The organism is Planosporangium flavigriseum, assembly GCF_011947225.1.
GTDB lineage: Bacteria > Actinomycetota > Actinomycetes > Mycobacteriales > Micromonosporaceae > Planosporangium > Planosporangium flavigriseum.
The window spans coordinates 25,914-44,196 of record NZ_JAATVW010000018.1 but is presented as its reverse complement, the minus strand read 5'-3'; the positions used below and the strand labels follow the sequence as shown (position 1 = coordinate 44,196).

Sequence of the window (18,283 nt, the reverse complement as noted above, 5' to 3'; positions counted from 1 at the left end):
TGGACACTTGGACCGGTCATAGCCGGTCCAAGTGTCCAAGATCGCAAAAGTGGTCTAGACCCCACTCACCGAGCGGATCCAACTGCGGTTCGCCGCGACGCTGCCGTAGTTCTGGGTGGCCGACCCGTCGGCCGTGGAGGCCACCCCGACCTGCAGGCCGTTGTGGTACTGCGGACCGCCGGAGTCGCCCTTCCACGCGTTGCCGTTGACTCTGGTGCTTCTGATCGCCCGGCCGCCGTACGCGTCGCTGGTGAACCCGGTCACCCGTACCGTCGCGGTCTTCAACTGGGTCGACGGCGAGCAGCCGCTGTAGCAGGTCATGCCCCAGCCGTAGATGCTGTTGTTCGCGCCGACGGGCGGGTCGCTGCTGGCCAGCGGCGAGTACGAGGTGCTGATCGAGGTGCCGAGCGCGAGCAGCGCGAGGTCGTTCTGCGCATAGGTGTTGGTCACCGTGGCGGCGGTACCTGATCCGAGTCGTACGTTGCCGACGCGGACCGACATGCTCGGGGACAGGCAGTGGCGGGCGGTGAGCACCCACCGGGCCGCGATGATCGTGCCGGAGCAGGTGAATCTGCCGTTGGCGTAAACCTGGGCCGACCAGGGGGCGGACGAGACCGTACTGCCGCCGATGATGTACGTCGTGATCTCGCTTGCCTGGGCCGGGGCGGGGGCGGGGGCGATCACGGCGACGGCTGCGGCGCCGAGCGTCGCCAGTGCGAGTCGGGTGCGCATCTCAAGCTCCTTCCGGGGACGGTGCCGGGGTCTTCCGGTCCGCCAGTCCATGTATCGATCAGCAGCTATTTCTGCCGGTCAACGCGGACGTTAGCCCTCGGAGAAGCTGTGTGAAATATTCGTAAACCCAAATGTGGATAGCACTAGGGTATCGATAAGGGTCGATTAAGATCGATTGTTTACGGTGACGGCGGCGTTCGGCGGTGGTGTTCGATGCGCCCGGAATCGAGGCGTGGTGTAAGCCGGATGGCGGCGCGCACACCGCCCCGGAGCCCACGGCTGTCCAGATGCTGGGCCCGATCGGGCGGCGGCCGGAGTTTGCTGTGTAACGGGTACGCTGGGGCGCCTGCGCCGATAGTCAGGAGTGCTTCGTGGCCCGCGTCGTGGTGGACGTCATGCTCAAACCCGAGATCCTCGACCCACAGGGTCAGGCCGTTGCCGGTGCCTTGCCGCAGCTTGGCATCGGGAATGTGCGTTCAGTCCGCATTGGTAAGCACATCGAGATCGAGTTCGACGGCGAGGCTGACCTCGACCGGGCGCGCGAGATCGCGGACAAGTTGCTGGCCAATCCGGTGATCGAGGACTTTACGCTCCGCGTGGAGGAGCTCGAAGAGGCGGATCAGTGAGCATGCGCATCGGCGTTGTCACGTTCCCCGGCTCGCTCGACGACCGCGATGCTCAGCGGGCCGTCCGGCTGGCCGGTGCCGAGCCGGTCGCGCTTTGGCACGCCGACGCCGATCTGCATGGCGTCGATGCGGTGATCCTGCCCGGCGGGTTCTCCTACGGCGACTACCTGCGCTGTGGCGCGATCGCCCGGTTCTCGGCCGTGATGGACTCGGTGATCAAGGCCGCCGGTGACGGGCTGCCCGTGCTCGGCATCTGCAACGGCTTCCAGATCCTGTGCGAGGCGCACCTGCTGCCCGGCGCCCTCACCCGCAACGAGCACCTGCACTTCCGCAACCGTGACCAGTGGCTGCGTGTCGAATCGACCTCCACCGCCTGGACCGCTGGTTTCCAGGCCGGCCAGGAGATCCTCATCCCGGTCAAGAACGGTGAGGGCTGCTACGTCGCCGACCGACGTACCCTTGACGAGCTCGAGGGTTCCGGCCGGATCGTCGCCCGCTACGTGCGGGGAAACCCGAACGGCTCGCAGCGTGACATCGCCGCCGTTCGTAACGAGGCCGGCAACGTTGTCGGCATCATGCCGCACCCCGAGCACGCCGTTGAGGCGCTGACCGGTCCGTCCGTCGACGGCCTGGGCTTTTTCACCTCCGTGCTCGCACACCTCGGAGCGCACGCATGACCGCGACCCCCCGTACCAACGAGACTTCCGCCGCGGCGGAGCGCGTGGACAACGCGCCCGCCGAAGCCGAAGCGCCCGCGACCGTCGAGGCTGGGAGCGCTCCGGCCGACGCCGGCGTCGCGCCGTACTACGGCGAAGGCCCGGACACCGTGGCGCGCGCCGCCTCGACCCCGGACGAGGAGCAGCCTTTCCTCGAACTGGGCCTGCGCGACGACGAGTACGCCCGGATCAGGCAGATCCTGGGCCGCCGGCCCACGCAGGCCGAGCTGGCGATGTACTCGATCATGTGGAGTGAGCACTGCTCGTACAAGTCGAGCAAGGTCCACCTGCGCCAGTTCAGCGAGAAGGCGCCGAAGTCGGACACCATGCTCGCCGGCATCGGTGAGAACGCCGGCGTCGTGCAGATCTCCGAGAAGCTCGCGGTCACGTTCAAGGCCGAGTCGCACAACCACCCGAGCTTCGTCGAGCCGCACCAGGGCGCCGCGACCGGCGTCGGCGGCATCGTCCGCGACATCCTCGCCATGGGCGCCCGCCCGATCGCCGTCATGGACTCGCTCCGCTTCGGCGCCGCCGATCACCCCGACACCAAGCGGGTGCTGCCCGGCGTCGTCTCGGGCGTCGGCGGGTACGGAAACTGCCTGGGCCTGCCCAACGTCGGCGGCGAGGTCGTCTTCGACCCCTGCTACCAGGGCAACCCCCTGGTCAACGCGCTCAGCGTCGGCGTGCTGCCGGTCGACCGGCTGCAGAACAAGGCCGCAGCCGGTAACGGCAACGTCGTCATCCTGCTCGGTGCGAAGACCGGACGTGACGGCATCGGCGGCGTATCCGTGCTGGCCAGCGCGACCTTCGACGCCGGGAGCGAAACCCGCCGGCCGTCGGTCCAGGTCGGCGACCCGTTCATGGAGAAGCTCCTCATCGAGGCGTGCCTCGAGGTCTACGACGCCGGGCTCATCGTCGGCATCCAGGACCTCGGCGGCGCCGGCCTGACCTGCGCGCTCAGCGAGACCGCGGCGGCGGCGGGCAACGGCATGGAGATCAACCTTGATCTCGTACCGCTGCGTGAGCCGTCCATGGAGCCGCACGAGGTCCTCGCCAGCGAGTCGCAGGAGCGGATGCTCCTGATCGTCGAGCCGGCCAAGGTCGACGCCGTGCTGGCCGTCGCGCAGAAGTGGGGCGTCTGGGCGACCGCGCTCGGCACGGTCACCGACTCCGGCCGTCTGGTCATCACCTGGCGCGGCGAGACCGTCGTCGACGTGCCGCCGGGCTCGCTGGCCGACGACGGGCCGGTCTACGCCCGCCCCATGCGCGAGCCGTCCGACCTGATCCTGCTGCAGGCCGACCGGGCGGAGACGCTGCCGCGGCCGAAGACCGGCGACGAACTGCGCGAGACCGTCCTGCGCCTGGCCGCCAGCCCCAACCTGTGCGACAAGACCTGGGTGACCGAGCAGTACGACCGGTACGTGCTCGGCAACACGGTTCTCGCCCAGCCTGAGGACTCCGGCGTCATCCGCATCGACGAGGAGAGCGGGCTCGGGATCGCGCTGTCGCTCGACGGCAACGGCCGGTTCGCCCGGCTCGACCCGTACAACGGCGCCAAGCTCGCCCTCGCCGAGGCGTACCGCAACGTGGCCGTCACCGGTGCGACCCCGGTCGCGGTGACCGACTGCCTCAACTTCGGCTCGCCGGAGGACCCGACGGTCATGTGGCAGTTCGCCGAGGCCGTACGCGGTCTCGCCGACGGCTGCCAGGAGCTGGGTATCCCGGTCACCGGCGGCAACGTCAGCTTCTACAACCAGACCGGTGCCGCCCCGATCAACCCCACCCCGGTCGTCGGGGTCCTCGGGGTGATGTCAGACGTGGCCAAGCGGGTGCCGATGGGCTTCTCGGCCGACGGTGACGTGCTGATCCTGCTCGGCCAGACCCGCGCCGAGCTGTCCGGCTCCGAGTGGGCCTGGGTCACGCACGAGCACCTCGGCGGCACGCCGCCGATGGTCGACCTCGCCGCCGAGCGGCTGCTCGCGTCCGTCCTGGCGACGGCCTCCGAGCAGGGCCACCTCGGCACCGCGCACGACCTGTCCGACGGCGGTCTCGCGCAGGCCCTGGTCGAAGCGTCGCTGCGGCACAACCTCGGCGCGACGATCTCGTTCCCGGACGAGGTCGACCCGTTCGTCCTGCTGTTCTCGGAGTCCGCGGGCCGGGCGCTCGTCGCCGTGCCCCGTGGGCGCGAGGAGGCGTTCCTGGCTCTGTGCACCGAGCGGAACCTGGCCCACGCCCGTATCGGTGTGGTCGACGGTCGCAGCGGGGCCCTTGAGGTCACCGGCCAGTTCCGCATCCCGCTGAACGAGATTCGCGAGGCGTCCTCGTCGACCTTGCCGGCCCTGTTCGGGAACGTCGCGGGCGCTACGGGCACCGCCACAGCGGAAGCGGCGTCGACCGACGAGGCGGCGCAGGAGCCCGAGGGCGACGTGGTGCAGCAGGCCGACCAGGCCGCCCGGGCCGAAGTGGCCGCTGAGGCGCAGGTTGCCGCCGACACAGGCGAGCCGGTGGACGCCGCGGATGCTCCGGAGGGCACCTCCGGCGACGACGCGGCTCGCTGACGCGGTAGGCGTGCCCGAGCCGGTCTGGCCCAGCCAGGCGCCGGTGTCCGGCTCGACTGGGGTAGCACAGGCGCGGCGGAGTTGAGTCGCGCCTGTGCGGTGCTCGGGGTCGTGGACGTGCTGGCGTTCACGTCGTACCTGATCTGGTCCTCGCGTCTCCGAACGGCTCGGCGATCTGCGCGGCGGCGGCGCTCGCCGGCCTATCCGACGTCGCGGCTGGTGCCGGTACTGCGGGGCGGCGCCTTCGTCGCGGCCACCGCTGTATAGCCGGGGGAACGGTTCCCTGCCAAAACGAAACCGGCCACCTTCTGCGATTACAGAAGGTGGCCGGTTTTCGTTACTGACGGATCAGTCGTCGAGCCAGTTCAGTTGCTGGCCGCGGCCCCCCTGCTGGGCACCGCGCCGGCCCGCGCCCGGCTGTGCCGGCGCCGGCGGCTCTTCCTGGTAGTACGGGTCCTGCGGCGGCGGGTACCCGGCGGCGTCGTAACCACCGCCCTGCTCGTAACCGCCGCGCTGGTCGTATCCAGCGTGGGGCTCGGAGCCGCCCTGCTGCTGGCCATAACCCTGCTGCTGGCCGTAACCCTGCTGCTGGCCGTAACCCTGCTGCTGGCCGTACGCCCCCTGCTGCTGGTCGTAGCCGCCCTGCTGCTGGCCGTACGCACCGTGCTGCTGGTCGTAGCCGCCCTGCGGCGAGTGCGCCCCGGTCGCCGGGTATTCCTCGCCGTTCCACTGCTGGGTCGACTGGTTGTATCCGTGGGCCTGGCCACCGGGGGCGCCGTAGGGCTGCTCGCCGCCGTAGCCGGGCTGGCCACCGTAGGGCTGCTCGCCGCCGTAGCCGGGCTGGCCACCGTAGGGCTGCTCGCCGCCGTAACCGGGCTGGCCACCGTAGGGCTGCTCGCCGCCGTAACCGGGTTCGCCACCGTAGCCGGGCTGTCCGCCGTACGCCTGCTCACCGCCGTAGCCGGCCGGAGCGCCGTACCCGTTGCCGTACATGGCCGTCGGCGCCCCGTTGTAGTCCTGCTGCTGCGCGTTCGGGTCGTAACCGCCGGCCTGGTATCCGCCGACCTGGGTCGCGTCGCCACCGTAGCCGCCGGCGCCGTACTGGTTGCCCACCGGCGGGTACCCGGGCATGTTCGTCGGGTACGGGGCGGCGTACGGGTCGGGGAACTCGTCTTCCGGGCGCACCGGCTGGATGATCGCGGTGGCGTCCGAAGCGCGGGGCATGGCCATCGCGTGCGGCCCACCGGCTGCGCCGACCATCGTGGGGTCGCCAGCGCCGTACACGCCGCCACCCGGCGCCGTCAGCCCGTCGCCGGGGCCTGCCGCCGGCGTGCCGTTCTCGCCGCCGTCCTCAGCGTCGCGCTTGCGGCGGTTGATGAACATCATGACGAACACGCCCACACCCGCCAGCACCAGCAGGATGGCCAGGGCGAGGATGATCCACGAGAATGCGCTGAGGCCCGAGTTGGAGGACGCCTTGGCGCCGGGCGCGGCGGCGGCCTGAGTCGTCGCTTCGGCGCTGGGCGCGGACGCCTCCACGCTGGGCAGCGCCTCCGCCGAGGCCGAGGCGCTCGCGGCGGCGACGGGCTTGAGCGCGAACTGAACGCTGACCGACTGGCCGGCCTGCGCGTCGACGGTGCGGACCAGGTTGTCGTACCCGTCTTTGGTCACGCCGATCTGCAGCGTGCCGGGAGCGATCGGCTGCCCCGGCTTGGGCGCGAACTTGAAGTTGCCCTGGTTGTCGGTGCCGGTCTGGCACTTGCCCTGGCCACACCCGCCGCCGCTGTCGACCAGCATCACGATCGCGCTCTTGACGGGCTGGCCGGTGGTGGAGTCCTTGACCGTGCCGCTGACCTGAGCCACGGTCGGCACCTGGGTGGGCTGCGGGCCGTTCACGGTGGCGTTGAACGTGTCCGAGCGGCTGACGCCCGTGGGGGTGGCGCCGAGCAATCCAGTGAACTCGCTCGCCGTGACCTTGGCGTTGTCGGTCTTCGACTGGCCGGGTTCGGCGTTGCTGTTCGCCTTGATGCTGAAGCTGATGTCTCTGGACTGCTTGCCGTTCGAGCTGAAGTTGATCGTGCACGACGAGCCGTTGCCGCTGTTGCATCCAGACGGGGCGCTGGCGGTGAAGTTGCTGAGTCCCGAGATCTCGACCTTCACCTGGGGCGCGCCCGAGATAGTGGAGTCGGGCTCGTAGTTGATCGTGATGTTCAACCGCTGCGTATCGCCGGGGTTGAACGGTGCGAGTTGTCCGTTGACCGTTACCCCGACGGTGCTGGGGGCGGCGTGCGCGGGCCCCGCGACAACTAACGATCCGAGGACGGCCACGGCCGCCACGCCGATCCCTGCGAGTGCTCTCCGGTGTGTCGTCACGCCGTCAGCCCTCCGGTTCATTACCCGGCGGAACCTCATTCGAGCCCTTCCCCGTCGCCTGCGACTGCGTGCATCGGGCGGCGTTTCCGTAGCGTGCTGCACCGCAGCAAACTATGCCTTGTCCATACGCCCGCGCGAAAGGCAGGCTAGTGTTGCCATCTTCCACGTCCGGCCGTATCGTCCCGACGTGTCCGAAGAGCCACCGTATTACCAGGCTGTCTCAACTGTCTTAAATGCGCTGGCGAATGGCCGTACTCCAGACCGGGCGACAATGCGCGACGCCGTGCGGATGACCTTGTCGGTGCTTGCGGCTAACGCGCCCGGTCGTTCGGTGGAGGTCCGGGTTCCGCCGTATGGAGCGATTCAGTGCGTAGGTGGTCCTCGCCACACCAGGGGAACTCCACCCAATGTGGTGGAAATGGACCCGCCCACCTGGCTTGAGTTGGCCACGGGTCGCACCGCCTGGGACGACGCGATCGCCGCTGGTCGCGTCAGGGCCAGCGGTATTCGCGCTGATTTATCGCCATTCCTCCCACTCTAGCGACTGTCCTCGCTAGATCCAGCCCTACAGCTGGCGTCCGAATTGTGGCTGTGGGTTGCGGTATGGAACTCACGTACACTGGGTGCCGCGACGACGACCACCCTGCGCGTGGCGTTAACGTGCCCGACGCCCACGGCGACTTATCAGGAGCGACAGTGCCCCGAGGTGACGGTCGGCTTACTCATGAGCTCGATCCTCAACAACCTGGACCCCAGGACGCATGTGGCGTCTTTGGCGTCTGGGCACCCGGCGAAGAGGTCGCCAAGCTGACCTACTTCGGGCTGTACGCGTTGCAGCACCGAGGGCAGGAGGCGGCCGGTATCGCCGTCTCCGACGGGTCCAGCGTCGTGGTCTACAAGGACCTCGGCCTGGTGGCGCAGGTCTTCGACGAGTCGACGTTGGCGAGCCTGCGCGGCCACATCGCCATCGGCCACGCGCGCTACTCCACGACCGGCGCTTCCAACTGGGAAAACGCCCAGCCGACGCTGCGCGCGACCACGCCGCGCGGCACCTCGGGCGACGACGGCCCGGCGGCTACGACGATCGCGCTCGCCCACAACGGCAACCTGGTCAACACGGCTGAACTTGCCCGACGGGTGGCCGAACTGGGCGTCGGTGACGCCACGACGACCTCGGACACCGCGCTCGTCACGGCGCTGCTCGCCGCCCGTCCGGATCTCTCGGTCGAGGCCGCGGCGCTCGAGGTGCTCCCGACGCTGCGGGGCGCCTTCAGCTTCGTCTTCATGGACGAGGACACGTTGTACGCGGCCCGCGACCCGCAGGGGGTGCGGCCGCTGGTGCTTGGCCGGCTGGAGCGGGGCTGGGTGGTCGCGAGCGAGACCGCCGCCCTCGACATGGTCGGTGCCAGCGTGGTCCGCGAGATCGAGCCGGGCGAGCTGCTGGCGATCGACGAGCACGGGCTGCGCTCCAGCCGGTTCGCCGCGCCCGAGCCCAAGGGCTGCCTGTTCGAGTACGTGTACCTGGCCCGGCCGGACAGCACGATCAGCGGCCGCAACATCTACGCCGGCCGGGTAGCCATCGGGCGGGCGCTGGCGCGCGAGCACCCGGTCGAGGCCGACCTCGTGATTCCGGTACCCGAGTCGGGCACCCCGGCCGCGATCGGCTACGCCGAGGAGTCCGGTATCCCGTACGGGGCTGGTCTGGTCAAGAACGCGTACGTCGGTCGTACCTTCATCCAGCCGTCCCAGACGATCCGCCAGCTGGGCATCCGGCTCAAGCTCAACCCGCTCCGCGACAACGTCCGCGGCAAGCGGATCGTCGTCGTCGACGACTCCATCGTGCGGGGCAACACCCAGCGGGCGATCATCCGCATGCTCCGCGAGGCGGGCGCTGTCGAGGTGCACGTCCGCATTTCGTCCCCGCCGGTCAAGTGGCCGTGCTTCTACGGCATCGACTTCGCCACGAAGGCGGAGTTGCTGGCGAACGGCCTGGACACCGATGGGATCCGGCGCTCGATCGGCGCCGACTCACTGGGGTACGTCTCGTTGCCCGGCTTGATCGCGGCGACCGAGCAGCCCAAGACTCGACTGTGCCGGGCGTGTTTCGACGGGGAGTACCCCATCGACCTGCCCGCTGACAACGTCATCGGCAAGCACGTACTGGAAGGGCTGGCCAAGACGGCGGCGAACACCGGCGGTCACGCCAGCAAGCGGCGTGGGTCGGACTCGTCGCACGCGGGCGAGAACAGCCGGCGCACCGGTACGGGTGAGTCAGCCGGCGGCAACGAGCGCGTGGCCACCAGTCCCGGCGGCGCAGACGCTCTGTTGCGTCCGTGACGCAAGGGTTTTCCGGCGGGTTCGAGCTGATCGATCCGGCGGTCATCGCGGCAGCAGCCGCGACGCATATGGGGAGAAAGTGACGCACGTGACTGAGCGCACGAACAACGCGAACGCCAACGGCGCACCTGGAGCCGCGGACAACGCGCAGACCACCGAACAGACCGAGCAGGGTAAGAAGGCCGACAAGCAGTTGTGGTCGGCAGGTAGCAACGGCCGCCGCCGGCGCACGGTCACCTACGCCGACGCGGGGGTCTCGATCCACGCCGGCGAGCAGGCGGTTGAGCTGCTGAAGGGCAAGGTGCACCGCACCTGGCGGCCCGAGGTGGTCGGCGACATCGGCGGGTTCGCCGGGCTGTTCCGCCTGGACGTGAAGAAGTACCGCAACCCGATCCTCGCCTCCTCCACGGACGGCGTCGGCACCAAGCTGGTCATCGCCCAGCAGATGGACATCCACGACACGGTCGGCATCGACCTCGTCGCGATGGTCGTCGACGATCTCGTCGCGTGCGGCGCGGAGCCGCTGTTCCTGCTCGACTACATCGCCTGCGGCGAGGTCGTGCCCGAGCGGGTCGCCGAGATCGGCGCGGGCATCGCGGACGGCTGCCGGTACGCCGGCTGCTCGCTGCTGGGCGGCGAGACGGCCGAGCACCCCGGCGTGATGCGACCGGACGAGTACGACATCTCCGGCACCGGCGTCGGCGTGGTCGAGGAGGACCAGATCCTGGGCCGCGACCGGGTCGAGGTCGGCGACGTCGTGATCGCGATGCGCTCCTCCGGCCTGCACTCCAACGGCTACTCGCTGGTGCGCCACGTCCTCCTGGGCGCCGGCCGGATGCGCCTGGACAGCGTGGTGGACGAGTTCGGCAAGCAGCGCACGCTCGGCGAGGAGCTGCTGACCCCGACCAGGATCTACGCGCGGGACTGCCTGGACCTGATCACCGAGTGCGACGTGCACGCTCTTGCCCACGTGACCGGTGGCGGCATCCCCGGCAACCTGGCCCGGGTGCTGCCCGACCACGTCGACGCGGTCGTCGACCGCGCCACGTGGCGCCCGCAGCCCATCTTCGAGCTGGTGCGCACCAAGGGGCGCATCGACGACATGGAGATGGAGAGCACGTTCAACATGGGGATCGGCATGCTGGCGGTCGTCGCGCCGGAGGACGCCGACCGCGCCCTCGCCTTCCTTGCCGGCCGCGGGATCGATTCCTGGCAGGTCGGAGAGGTCATCGAGGGTACCGGCACCGTGCAGATGGTCGGCTCGCACACCAGCGGCTGACGTTCGCATCGATTGGAATCTAGAACCCGGCTACAACACCGAATACGCTGAACCTTCCCGCGGCGCCAGCCTGAGGAGGTCAGTTTGTGGACCGGCATGCACGGCATCGCCCCGATCCCCGGGTACGTCGTCATACAGCCGACCACGTTGTGCAATCTCGATTGCACATATTGCTACCTGCCACACCGCGCCCTCGACCGGCGAATGCCGGTCGAGGTGGCGCGGGCCGTCGCGGAGTCGGTCAACCCATGGGCCGCGGCGGATACCCGGTTCTCGGTGGTGTGGCACGGCGGGGAGCCGCTCGTGGCCGGACGGGCGCACCTCGCCGAGCTGATGGCGCCGTTCGTCGGCGTGGAACACCACATACAGACGAACGCGACGCTCGTCGACGACGCCTGGTGCGAGTTCTTCCGTACGCACGACGTACGGGTGAGCATCAGCGTCGACGGGCCGGCGGAGCGGAACGCCGCCCGGGTCACCCGTGGCGGCGCTCCGGCCTACGAGCGGATCCGGCGCGGCGTGGACGCGCTGCGCCGCCACGGCATAGGGTTCTCCGCCCTCTGCGTCGTCTCCGCGCCCCGCGCCGGGCTGGCCAGGGAGCTCTACGGGTACTTTCTCGACCTCGGTTGTGACGTGCTCGGCATCAACATCGAGGAGCAGGAGGGCGTCAACTCCCGGTCCAACGACTTCGGAGCCGATCCTGTCCGGGCCTTCTGGGCGGAGTTGGTGGAGGCGTGGCGGGCCGAGCCCCGCATCCATGTCCGGGAGATCGAGTGGACGCTGCGGTACGTCGAGGCGGTCCTGGCCGCATCGGCTGACGAACTGCTGCCCAGGGCGCTCGATCCGATCCCGACCATCGCCAACGACGGCCGGGTGTTCCTGCTCTCGCCGGAGCTCGCCGGCTTCACCGATCCCCGCTACAGCGACTTCAGCAGCGGGAACGTGCTGACGACGCCGCTTCACGAGATTCTCGGCGCGGCGGCGGAGTCCGCGGTCTGGGTGCCCGAGTACCTCGCCGGGATCGAGGCGTGCCGCGAGAGCTGCCCCTACTTCGGCTTCTGCGGGGGCGCCCACGCCGCCAACCGGTACTTCGAGCACGGCCGCTTCGACGGTACGGAGACCAACCACTGCCGCAACAGCAAGATTCACTTACTGGAGGGAGTGCTCGACCATGCCCGAGCTCACTGACCCGGTCACCGATCGGGTGCGCGCGGCCGCAGACGGGCTTGAGCGCCTGCTGGCCGACGCCTACGCGGCCCGCGTAGCACGCGCGGAACTCCCTGGTGGCGACGCTGAAGGCGCGGTCTGCGCCTGGAACCACTTCGAGAACATTCCGACGTTCTACAACTGGAACAACCGTCCCCGGTGATCCAGGTTGCCGCCTGGAGCCGCATACGCCGGTGATCGGCTATGCGGTCCAGGCGCGCCGGACGGCTCCAGGAACTGCCGCACGCAGGAGGCGGCTCCCGGAGATGATCGGCGTCAAGCGACCCGGACAGAACGTGGCACGCGGATCAAGTCCACGTGCCCGATGTGTTCGAGAGGTCAGTGACGACCTGGAGGCGAGTATCCCGCCTCGTCCTCGTCGTCTTCGCCCTCGTCCTCGTCGTCTTCGACGTACTCGCCGTACTCGTCGAAGTCGTCGTCAGACTTCCGGCTGCTGCCACCCAGTTCCCGCTGCAACGCGGCGAGGTCTGTGTTCGGGGAGTGGTACTTCAACTCCCGGGCCACCCTCGTCTGCTTGGCCTTAGCACGGCCGCGCCCCATGGCTCGACCCCCTCGCACGAAATTACGGGGCAGCCGTTACCGGCGAGCCCCACACGTCAGGCATCTCTCGTGGCTCTTACGGTACATGTCGACAAGCGGTTTCGGCATCTCGCCCTCCCCGACGTGCCGGTGGCTTTGCACACCTGACCGGGGAAATCCGTAAGGCCTGGTCGCGGCCCATGGTCGTCACCGGAGCGGGCTTATCGATACTCTTCTCACGATCACGGAGTGTCAAGGTCGTTACGACGACACCAACGCTCCGTGATCATGGGGTGCCGAGAGGTCAGCGCTCGCGGGGCAGCCGGATCGTGCGCAGCCGGCCGACGTCCGCCATCCGGCGCTCGGCCAGCCGGTCGGCCGCCACCGCCGGCGGCACACCCTCGTGGTTGGCGAGCTCCAGGATCTGCCGGGTGGTGTCGTAGATCTTGCTCGCGCGCGATTTGGCCCGTTCGAAGTTGAAGCCCTCGATCTCGTCGGCCACCTGGATCACCCCGCCGGAGTTGACCACGTAGTCGGGGGCGTAGAGGATGCCGCGCTCGTCGAGCAGCTTCTCGATGCCGGGGTGCGCGAGCTGGTTGTTGGCCGCTCCGGACACGATCGCGGCCCGGAGTACCGGGACGGTGTCGTCGTTGAGGGCACCGCCCAGCGCGCACGGCGCGTACACGTCGATGTCGGACGTGATCAGCTCGGTCACATCGCTGACGAGGTCGACCTGCGGGTACGCGGCTCGCGCCCAGTCGAAGGCGCGCTCGGACACGTCGGTGGCCACCACCTGGGCGCCGTCTTCGAGCAGGTGCCGGGTCAGGTGCTTGCCCACCTTGCCCAGGCCGGCGATACCGACCCGCCTGCCATTCAGGGAAGGCGCGCCCCATCGGTGCTCGGCCGCCGCGCGCATGCCCTGGAACACGCCGTACGCGGTGAGAACAGAGGAGTCACCGGCGCCGCCGTGGGCCTCGGAGCGCCCGGTCACGAACCGGGTCTCCCGCGCGATGACGTCCATGTCCTGTACATAGGTGCCGACGTCGCAGGCGGTGTAGTAGCGCCCGCCGAGCGACTCCACGAACCGCCCGTACGCCCGCAGCAGAGGCTCGGACTTGTCGCGGTCGGGGTCGCCCCAGATCACCGCCTTGCCGCCGCCCAGGTCGAGACCGGCGAGGGCGTTCTTGTACGCCATCCCGCGGGACAGGTCGAGCGCGTCGCGGACGGCGTCGGATTCACTGGCGTACGGGTAGAAGCGGGTGCCACCGAGCGCGGGTCCGATGGCGGTGGAGTAGATCGCGATGATCGCGCGGAGGCCGCTCTGCCGATCTTGGCAGAACACGACCTGTTCGTGGCCGGTCGGCTCGTAGCCTTCCGCGCTGGTGAACACGCCCATGGGAACTCCTTGTGGGGCCGGGGCACTGCACTACCGGCGGGGTGCTGCCGGCAAGGCTGAGCCTAGTGCTCCGAGCCGGGACGCGCGTCGATCGTCGAAGAACCGTCCGCTATGCGGACCGGTCGCCGAATCGATGACTTCTGCCGACAGGAAAGTGCACCGAGAAGCCCAAACGTGGCACGATCGCGACGTGCGTTCACTGTTCGCGTCCTACCTTCGGGTGTATGAGCCACTGACCGCGTTCGACCGCGAACGGCAGGTGTACTGGCGCCGCTACGTCAAGGAGGGGCGCGCGATAGCGCCCGCTGAGGGGCCCGGACGCCAACGGACGACCGTGCTGGAAGCGCTCGGCGCGGGCTGGACCCGGCTGCCGGAGTTGCCCGACGAGGCCTACGTCCTCGAGGCCGACGAGAATCTGCTCATCTGCCCCTGGAATCTGCGGATCCGGGTGGCGGAGGCCGCGCTGACGGCCCGGGACGGCGTGCCCAGCATCCTCGCCGACGCGTTCGTGCCTCCGCTCTTCGCCGGGCTCGCCAAGAGCGTGCTCGAAGACTGGCGCAGCGGTTCTCGGGTGCTCGAACGGGGCCTGCCGCGGGTGCACGAGCAGGTCGCCACGTGGGGTGTACCCCTTCGCTGGTTCGTGTTCGTCGACCTGTCCGAGCGGGAACTGACGCTGCGCCCCGAGCGGCGGGCGCTGCGGTACCGAACGGAGATCTCCAAGGCCCGCCGGCGGGCCCATCGGGCGCACTCGGTGCTGCGCCGCTCGCTCGGGGACGCGCCGATCACGGCCGCCGTGGAGGAGACCGCTCGGTGGCTGGAGGAGTTCCATCCACGCTCCGTGGTCGAGTTGGACTACGGGGGCCTTGTCAATCTGCTATCCGACGAAACCCTCACCGAGGACGACTCGCCGGGCCTCGTGGCGGCGGGTCTCGCGGCCGTCGGGCGGGGCGAGGCAGACTCCGCCACCTCGGCGTATGAGCGACTTGTGGAGCGGTGGCGCGCCGTTCAGCTGTTGGAACGCTGCAATTGATGTCGGGCCGACGGTGGACGCCGCCTGTAGCATATGGACTGTCCGTTTGGGTGCTTTTTATCTAATGAGTGAATTTTGGGGGTCGCCGAACGCGAGCGTTTTTCGCGTTTTGAGGGCTATTTGGGGTAGCTAAACGCCCGATTTATGCCGTAGGATCCCTTCAAAAGGGCAAAAAACAGCTGATTCATCATCCATCCATACAGCGACCTTCAACCGTTCGGCCCATGTCGGACATCGGGGACTAGCCGGACCATGAGAAACGCGCCGGCCGGCGGGGACACCGGTCGTCGTATCTGGGACCTGTGGAGGAGTGACCGATGGCATCGCGTACGCACGAACCCGAGCCGCTGTTGACACCGGCGGAGGTCGCGTCGATGTTCCGCGTCGACCCGAAGACCGTGACCCGGTGGGCGAAGGCGGGCAAACTGAGTGCGATCCGCACTTTGGGTGGCCACCGTCGTTACCGTGAGTCGGAAGTACGTGCTCTGCTGCAGGGGCAGATCCCCTCGCAGCGGGTGGGCGACTGACGCAACACCGACGCACCTGGCCATGATCGAGGTGGCGGGATGGCTGCAGCCGCAGTCGTTTCGCCACCCCGATCATGGTCTGTTCTTGATTCCGGGCGGGACGGTGCGGTTTGGCGGCCGCGGTCCGCTCCGGTTGGCCGCTGGCGGCGGCGGACAACCTTTCTAACTGTTACCTTGATGGCCTAGAGGCGCGCTTCGAATCGATGCGCGTCGCGTCGTGTCGACCGAGAGGCCGGTCGGTGTGGAGACCGAGGTAACGGACAAGCCGCTACGCGGATCCGGAAGACCGCGCTGACATGCGCCGCAATCCACTATTGATCACGGCCGGGGCCCTGGTCCTCACCGTCTCGGCGGTGGTTGCGGTGAAGTACGTGCGCACCTATGAGTCGCCCGCGATCGCGGAGTCGCCGCCGCCCGTTGTTCAACCCTCCGGGGGTGCGGCTGTGGCCAACGGCCCGCCGGACGCCGGCGCGGTCCGGGCCGCCGCCACTCCGGCCCCCGCCGATCTCGTCGCGCAGCAGCGGTTCCGGGCAGCGGGCGAGCTGGTCAAGAAGGCCAACGGTCATCTCGCGGTCATCGTCCGGGATCGCCGGACGGGCGCCGAGTGGCGAGCCGGCGAGCTCGACCGCCCCGCCTGGGCGGCGTCGACCATCAAGCTCGCGATGGCGGTCAACCTGCTCGAACGCGCCCGCAACGGCGAGATCAAGTTGGACAGCGCGGCCCGCAAGAACATCGCCGACATGCTGGAAGGCTCGTCCGACGCGGCCGCCGACGTGCTGTGGGACAAGTTCGGCAACGAGGCCTTCGTGCCGTGGTTCCAGCAGCAGTACGGCATGGCGAAGTTGGAGTTCCCGGCCGGCGCGGTCCGCCGGTGGAACCACCTCAAGTGCGCCCCCGACGACCTGTTGCACCTCATCGGCTTCGTGCTCGACCGTGCCGACCCGACAGACCGCGACTACCTGATGGCCGCGATGCGCCGGGCCGGCACGAGTCAGCGTTGGGGAGCGTGGGCGGCCGGCGACCCCAACCGGCCCGGCGTCACGAACGGCTGGTCGTTGGAGACCGACGACCAGGCCAAGCACTGGGTCACCCACAGCGTGGGCTTCGCCGGTCCCGGCGCCGAGTACGCCGTGGTGATCATGTTTGACCAGCCGCCCGGTGCCACGCTGGATACCGGCGTGCACACGGTCAGCGACATCATCGCGACGGCGTTCGGTGCGAAGACGCCCGCCGACGTCACCGTGCCGGGTCCGGCACCCCGTCGATGAACGCGGCGATCCTCTGCCGGAGCGCCGCCTGATCGAGGCCGTGCCATGTCGAGGTGGAGTACTCGGCGGGTGCGTGCTTCTCGTCCCCGGTGAGTCTCTGCGGCGCCGTCATCAGCGCGGCCGGGCGACGCGTAGTTGTCAAGGTCAGGTACCTAGACTGCTAGTTGAAGTTAACTTCAACTAGCAGGGGCTGTGATGCAGGAACTGCTGACGATCGGCGAACTGTCGGCGCGCAGCGGCGTCGCGCCCTCCGCTCTGCGGTACTACGAGAAGCTCGGTCTCATCTGGGCCACGCGTACGGGCGGAAACCAGCGCCGGTACGAACGGGCCACGCTGCGCCGGGTGGCGTTCATCCGGATCGCGGCGCAGGTCGGCGTGCCGCTGGAGGAGATCGGGGCGGCGCTGGCTGATCTCCCGGCCGGGCGTACCCCCACCAGGGCCGACTGGGCTCGGCTGTCGCGAGCGTGGCGCGGCCGGCTCGACGAGCAGATCGCGCTCATGCAACGACTGCGCGACCAGCTCGACGGCTGCATCGGCTGCGGCTGCCTGTCGCTGAAGACCTGTGGGCTCTACAACCGGAACGACGAGCTGGCGGCGCAGGGGTCGGGGCCGGTCAGGCTGTTGCGTCGGGGTTGACCAGCAGGATCTTGCCGAAGTGCTCGCTCGACTCCAGCAACCGGTGCGCCTCGGCGGCCTGGTTCATCGGCAGCTTCGTGTAGACGATCGGGCGGATCCGGCCCTCTTCGACCAGCGGCCAGACCTCCTCGCGTACGCCCCGGACGATCGCGGCCTTCTCCTTCAGCGGCCGCGCCCGCAGCGTGGTGGCGGCTACCAGGCCCCGCTTCGCGAGCAGTACGCCCAGGTCCAGCTCGCCCTTACGGCCACCCTGAGTGGCGATCACGGTCATCCGTCCGCTGGTAGCCAACGCCCGTACGTTGCCCTGCAGGTAGGGGCCGCCCATGATGTCGAGGATGACGTCGACCTGGTTCTTCAGCAGCTCGGAGAAGTCCTGCGTCGAGTAGTCGATGGTGACGTCGGCGCCGAGCTCCTTGAGCTTGTCGTGCTTGGCGGCACGGGCCGTCGTGGCGACCGTCGCGCCGATCGCCTTCGCGTACTGGACGGCGAAGGTGCCGATGCCGCTACCGCCGCCGTGCACCAGGAACGTCTCGCCGTCACGGAGTCTCGCCAGCTGGGTGACGTTGGACCAGACCGTGCAGGAGACCTCGGGCAGCGAAGCCGCCTCGTCGAGGCTCACGTTACGGGGCTTCGGCAGGACCTGACTGGCCGGGACGGCGACCTTCTGCGCGTACCCTCCACCGCCGAGCAGCGCGCACACCTCGTCGCCCGGCTGCCAGCCTTCGACGCCCTCGGTGATCCGCTCGATGACGCCGGAGCACTCCAGGCCGGGGTACGGCGGTGCCCCTGGCGGTGGCGGGTAGACGCCCTGGCGCTGCATCACGTCCGCACGATTGACCGCGGTGGCGGTCACGTTGATCAGGACCTCGCCCGGCTGCGGCTCGGGATCCGGCACCTCGGTCCACTGCAGGACCTCGGGGCCGCCCGGCTCAGTGATTGTCACCGCGTACACATGTGTTGACGTTAGTCGGTTCTCCGAGGGTCGCACCCCACAGGGGCGTAGATCATGACTCCGCGGTGAGGGTGTCTGCGGAGATCTCCTCCGCGTCGGGACGGTTG

The 18,283-nt window shown here is 69.1% G+C and carries 18 protein-coding genes; 12 read left to right on the top strand and 6 right to left on the bottom strand.

Features of this window, described 5'->3' with window-relative positions; all coding sequences use genetic code 11:
* Window positions 1-54 precede the first annotated feature (54 nt).
* Window positions 55-732 carry a S1 family peptidase gene (locus tag HC028_RS21565; protein WP_168079206.1) on the bottom strand — a complete coding sequence of 226 codons (678 nt, stop codon included), beginning with the start codon at window positions 730-732 and terminating at the stop codon, window positions 55-57.
* A gap of 371 nt (window positions 733-1,103) precedes the next feature.
* Here HC028_RS21565 and purS point away from each other — a divergent pair, with 371 nt between their 5' ends.
* From purS to purL, 3 genes are read left to right on the top strand one after another with little or no spacing between them, the layout of a single operon-like run.
* Window positions 1,104-1,358, top strand: a complete 255-nt coding sequence (gene purS, locus HC028_RS21560) for a phosphoribosylformylglycinamidine synthase subunit PurS (RefSeq protein ID WP_168079205.1) — start codon at window positions 1,104-1,106, stop codon at window positions 1,356-1,358.
* Window positions 1,355-2,035 (top strand): phosphoribosylformylglycinamidine synthase subunit PurQ, encoded by a 681-nt coding sequence (gene purQ, locus HC028_RS21555; RefSeq protein WP_168079204.1) that lies wholly within the window; start codon window positions 1,355-1,357, stop codon window positions 2,033-2,035. The genes purS and purQ overlap by 4 nt, the downstream gene beginning before the upstream one ends.
* Entirely contained in the window at window positions 2,032-4,632 is a 2,601-nt protein-coding gene (gene purL, locus HC028_RS21550; RefSeq protein WP_168079203.1) for a phosphoribosylformylglycinamidine synthase subunit PurL, read from the top strand. The genes purQ and purL overlap by 4 nt, the downstream gene beginning before the upstream one ends.
* A 348-nt stretch (window positions 4,633-4,980) precedes the next feature.
* Here the strand turns inward: purL and HC028_RS21540 are convergent, their stop codons facing one another.
* Window positions 4,981-7,005, bottom strand: a complete 2,025-nt coding sequence (locus HC028_RS21540) for a carboxypeptidase-like regulatory domain-containing protein (RefSeq protein WP_240940402.1) — start codon at window positions 7,003-7,005, stop codon at window positions 4,981-4,983.
* A gap of 271 nt (window positions 7,006-7,276) precedes the next feature.
* Between HC028_RS21540 and HC028_RS27845 the strand changes: the two genes are divergently transcribed.
* The 5 genes from HC028_RS27845 (at window position 7,277) to amcA (ending at window position 11,990) form a co-directional block, all read left to right on the top strand.
* A complete protein-coding gene (locus HC028_RS27845; protein WP_239075696.1) occupies window positions 7,277-7,546 on the top strand; it encodes a sterol carrier family protein in 270 nt (89 codons plus the stop codon).
* Between the two features lie 155 nt (window positions 7,547-7,701).
* The gene (gene purF / locus HC028_RS21530; RefSeq protein WP_168079201.1) at window positions 7,702-9,342 is read left to right on the top strand and encodes an amidophosphoribosyltransferase; all 1,641 of its coding nucleotides are present in this window, start codon (window positions 7,702-7,704) and stop codon (window positions 9,340-9,342) included.
* A 79-nt stretch (window positions 9,343-9,421) separates the two neighbouring features.
* Window positions 9,422-10,621, top strand: a complete 1,200-nt coding sequence (gene purM, locus HC028_RS21525) for a phosphoribosylformylglycinamidine cyclo-ligase (protein WP_168079200.1) — start codon at window positions 9,422-9,424, stop codon at window positions 10,619-10,621.
* 96 nt (window positions 10,622-10,717) lie between these two features.
* Window positions 10,718-11,809, top strand: a complete 1,092-nt coding sequence (gene amcB / locus HC028_RS21520; protein ID WP_168079261.1) for a cyclophane-forming radical SAM peptide maturase AmcB — start codon at window positions 10,718-10,720, stop codon at window positions 11,807-11,809.
* Window positions 11,793-11,990: a multiple cyclophane-containing RiPP AmcA gene (amcA, locus tag HC028_RS21515; protein WP_168079199.1), complete on the top strand. Its 198-nt coding sequence runs from the start codon at window positions 11,793-11,795 to the stop codon at window positions 11,988-11,990. Before amcB ends, amcA begins: the two co-directional genes overlap by 17 nt.
* Window positions 11,991-12,166: 176 nt before the next feature.
* On the opposite strand, the gene HC028_RS21510 is transcribed toward amcA, so the two are convergent.
* Window positions 12,167-12,388 (bottom strand): DUF3073 domain-containing protein, encoded by a 222-nt coding sequence (locus HC028_RS21510; RefSeq protein WP_168079198.1) that lies wholly within the window; start codon window positions 12,386-12,388, stop codon window positions 12,167-12,169.
* Window positions 12,389-12,671: 283 nt separating this feature from the next.
* Window positions 12,672-13,763, bottom strand: a complete 1,092-nt coding sequence (locus HC028_RS21505; protein WP_168079197.1) for a Glu/Leu/Phe/Val family dehydrogenase — start codon at window positions 13,761-13,763, stop codon at window positions 12,672-12,674.
* A 190-nt stretch (window positions 13,764-13,953) separates the two neighbouring features.
* On the opposite strand from HC028_RS21505, the gene HC028_RS21500 reads away from it, so the two are divergent.
* From HC028_RS21500 to HC028_RS21490, 3 genes are all read left to right on the top strand, one after another.
* Window positions 13,954-14,793 carry a DUF8083 family protein gene (locus HC028_RS21500; RefSeq protein WP_168079196.1) on the top strand — a complete coding sequence of 280 codons (840 nt, stop codon included), beginning with the start codon at window positions 13,954-13,956 and terminating at the stop codon, window positions 14,791-14,793.
* A gap of 317 nt (window positions 14,794-15,110) precedes the next feature.
* Complete coding sequence (locus tag HC028_RS21495) at window positions 15,111-15,320, top strand: BldC family transcriptional regulator (RefSeq protein WP_167923941.1); 210 nt, start codon at window positions 15,111-15,113, stop codon at window positions 15,318-15,320.
* Between the two features lie 296 nt (window positions 15,321-15,616).
* Window positions 15,617-16,588, top strand: coding sequence for a serine hydrolase (locus tag HC028_RS21490; protein WP_168079195.1), 972 nt, complete (start codon window positions 15,617-15,619; stop codon window positions 16,586-16,588).
* Here the strand turns inward: HC028_RS21490 and HC028_RS21485 are convergent.
* Window positions 16,557-16,730 (bottom strand): hypothetical protein, encoded by a 174-nt coding sequence (locus tag HC028_RS21485; protein ID WP_168079194.1) that lies wholly within the window; start codon window positions 16,728-16,730, stop codon window positions 16,557-16,559. The genes HC028_RS21490 and HC028_RS21485 overlap by 32 nt on opposite strands.
* 53 nt (window positions 16,731-16,783) lie before the next feature.
* On the opposite strand from HC028_RS21485, the gene soxR reads away from it, so the two are divergent.
* A complete protein-coding gene (gene soxR / locus HC028_RS21480; protein ID WP_203981555.1) occupies window positions 16,784-17,224 on the top strand; it encodes a redox-sensitive transcriptional activator SoxR in 441 nt (146 codons plus the stop codon).
* Here soxR and HC028_RS21475 read toward each other — a convergent pair.
* Window positions 17,202-18,176: an NAD(P)H-quinone oxidoreductase gene (locus tag HC028_RS21475; protein ID WP_168079192.1), complete on the bottom strand. Its 975-nt coding sequence runs from the start codon at window positions 18,174-18,176 to the stop codon at window positions 17,202-17,204. The genes soxR and HC028_RS21475 overlap by 23 nt on opposite strands.
* Window positions 18,177-18,283: the final 107 nt, after the last annotated feature.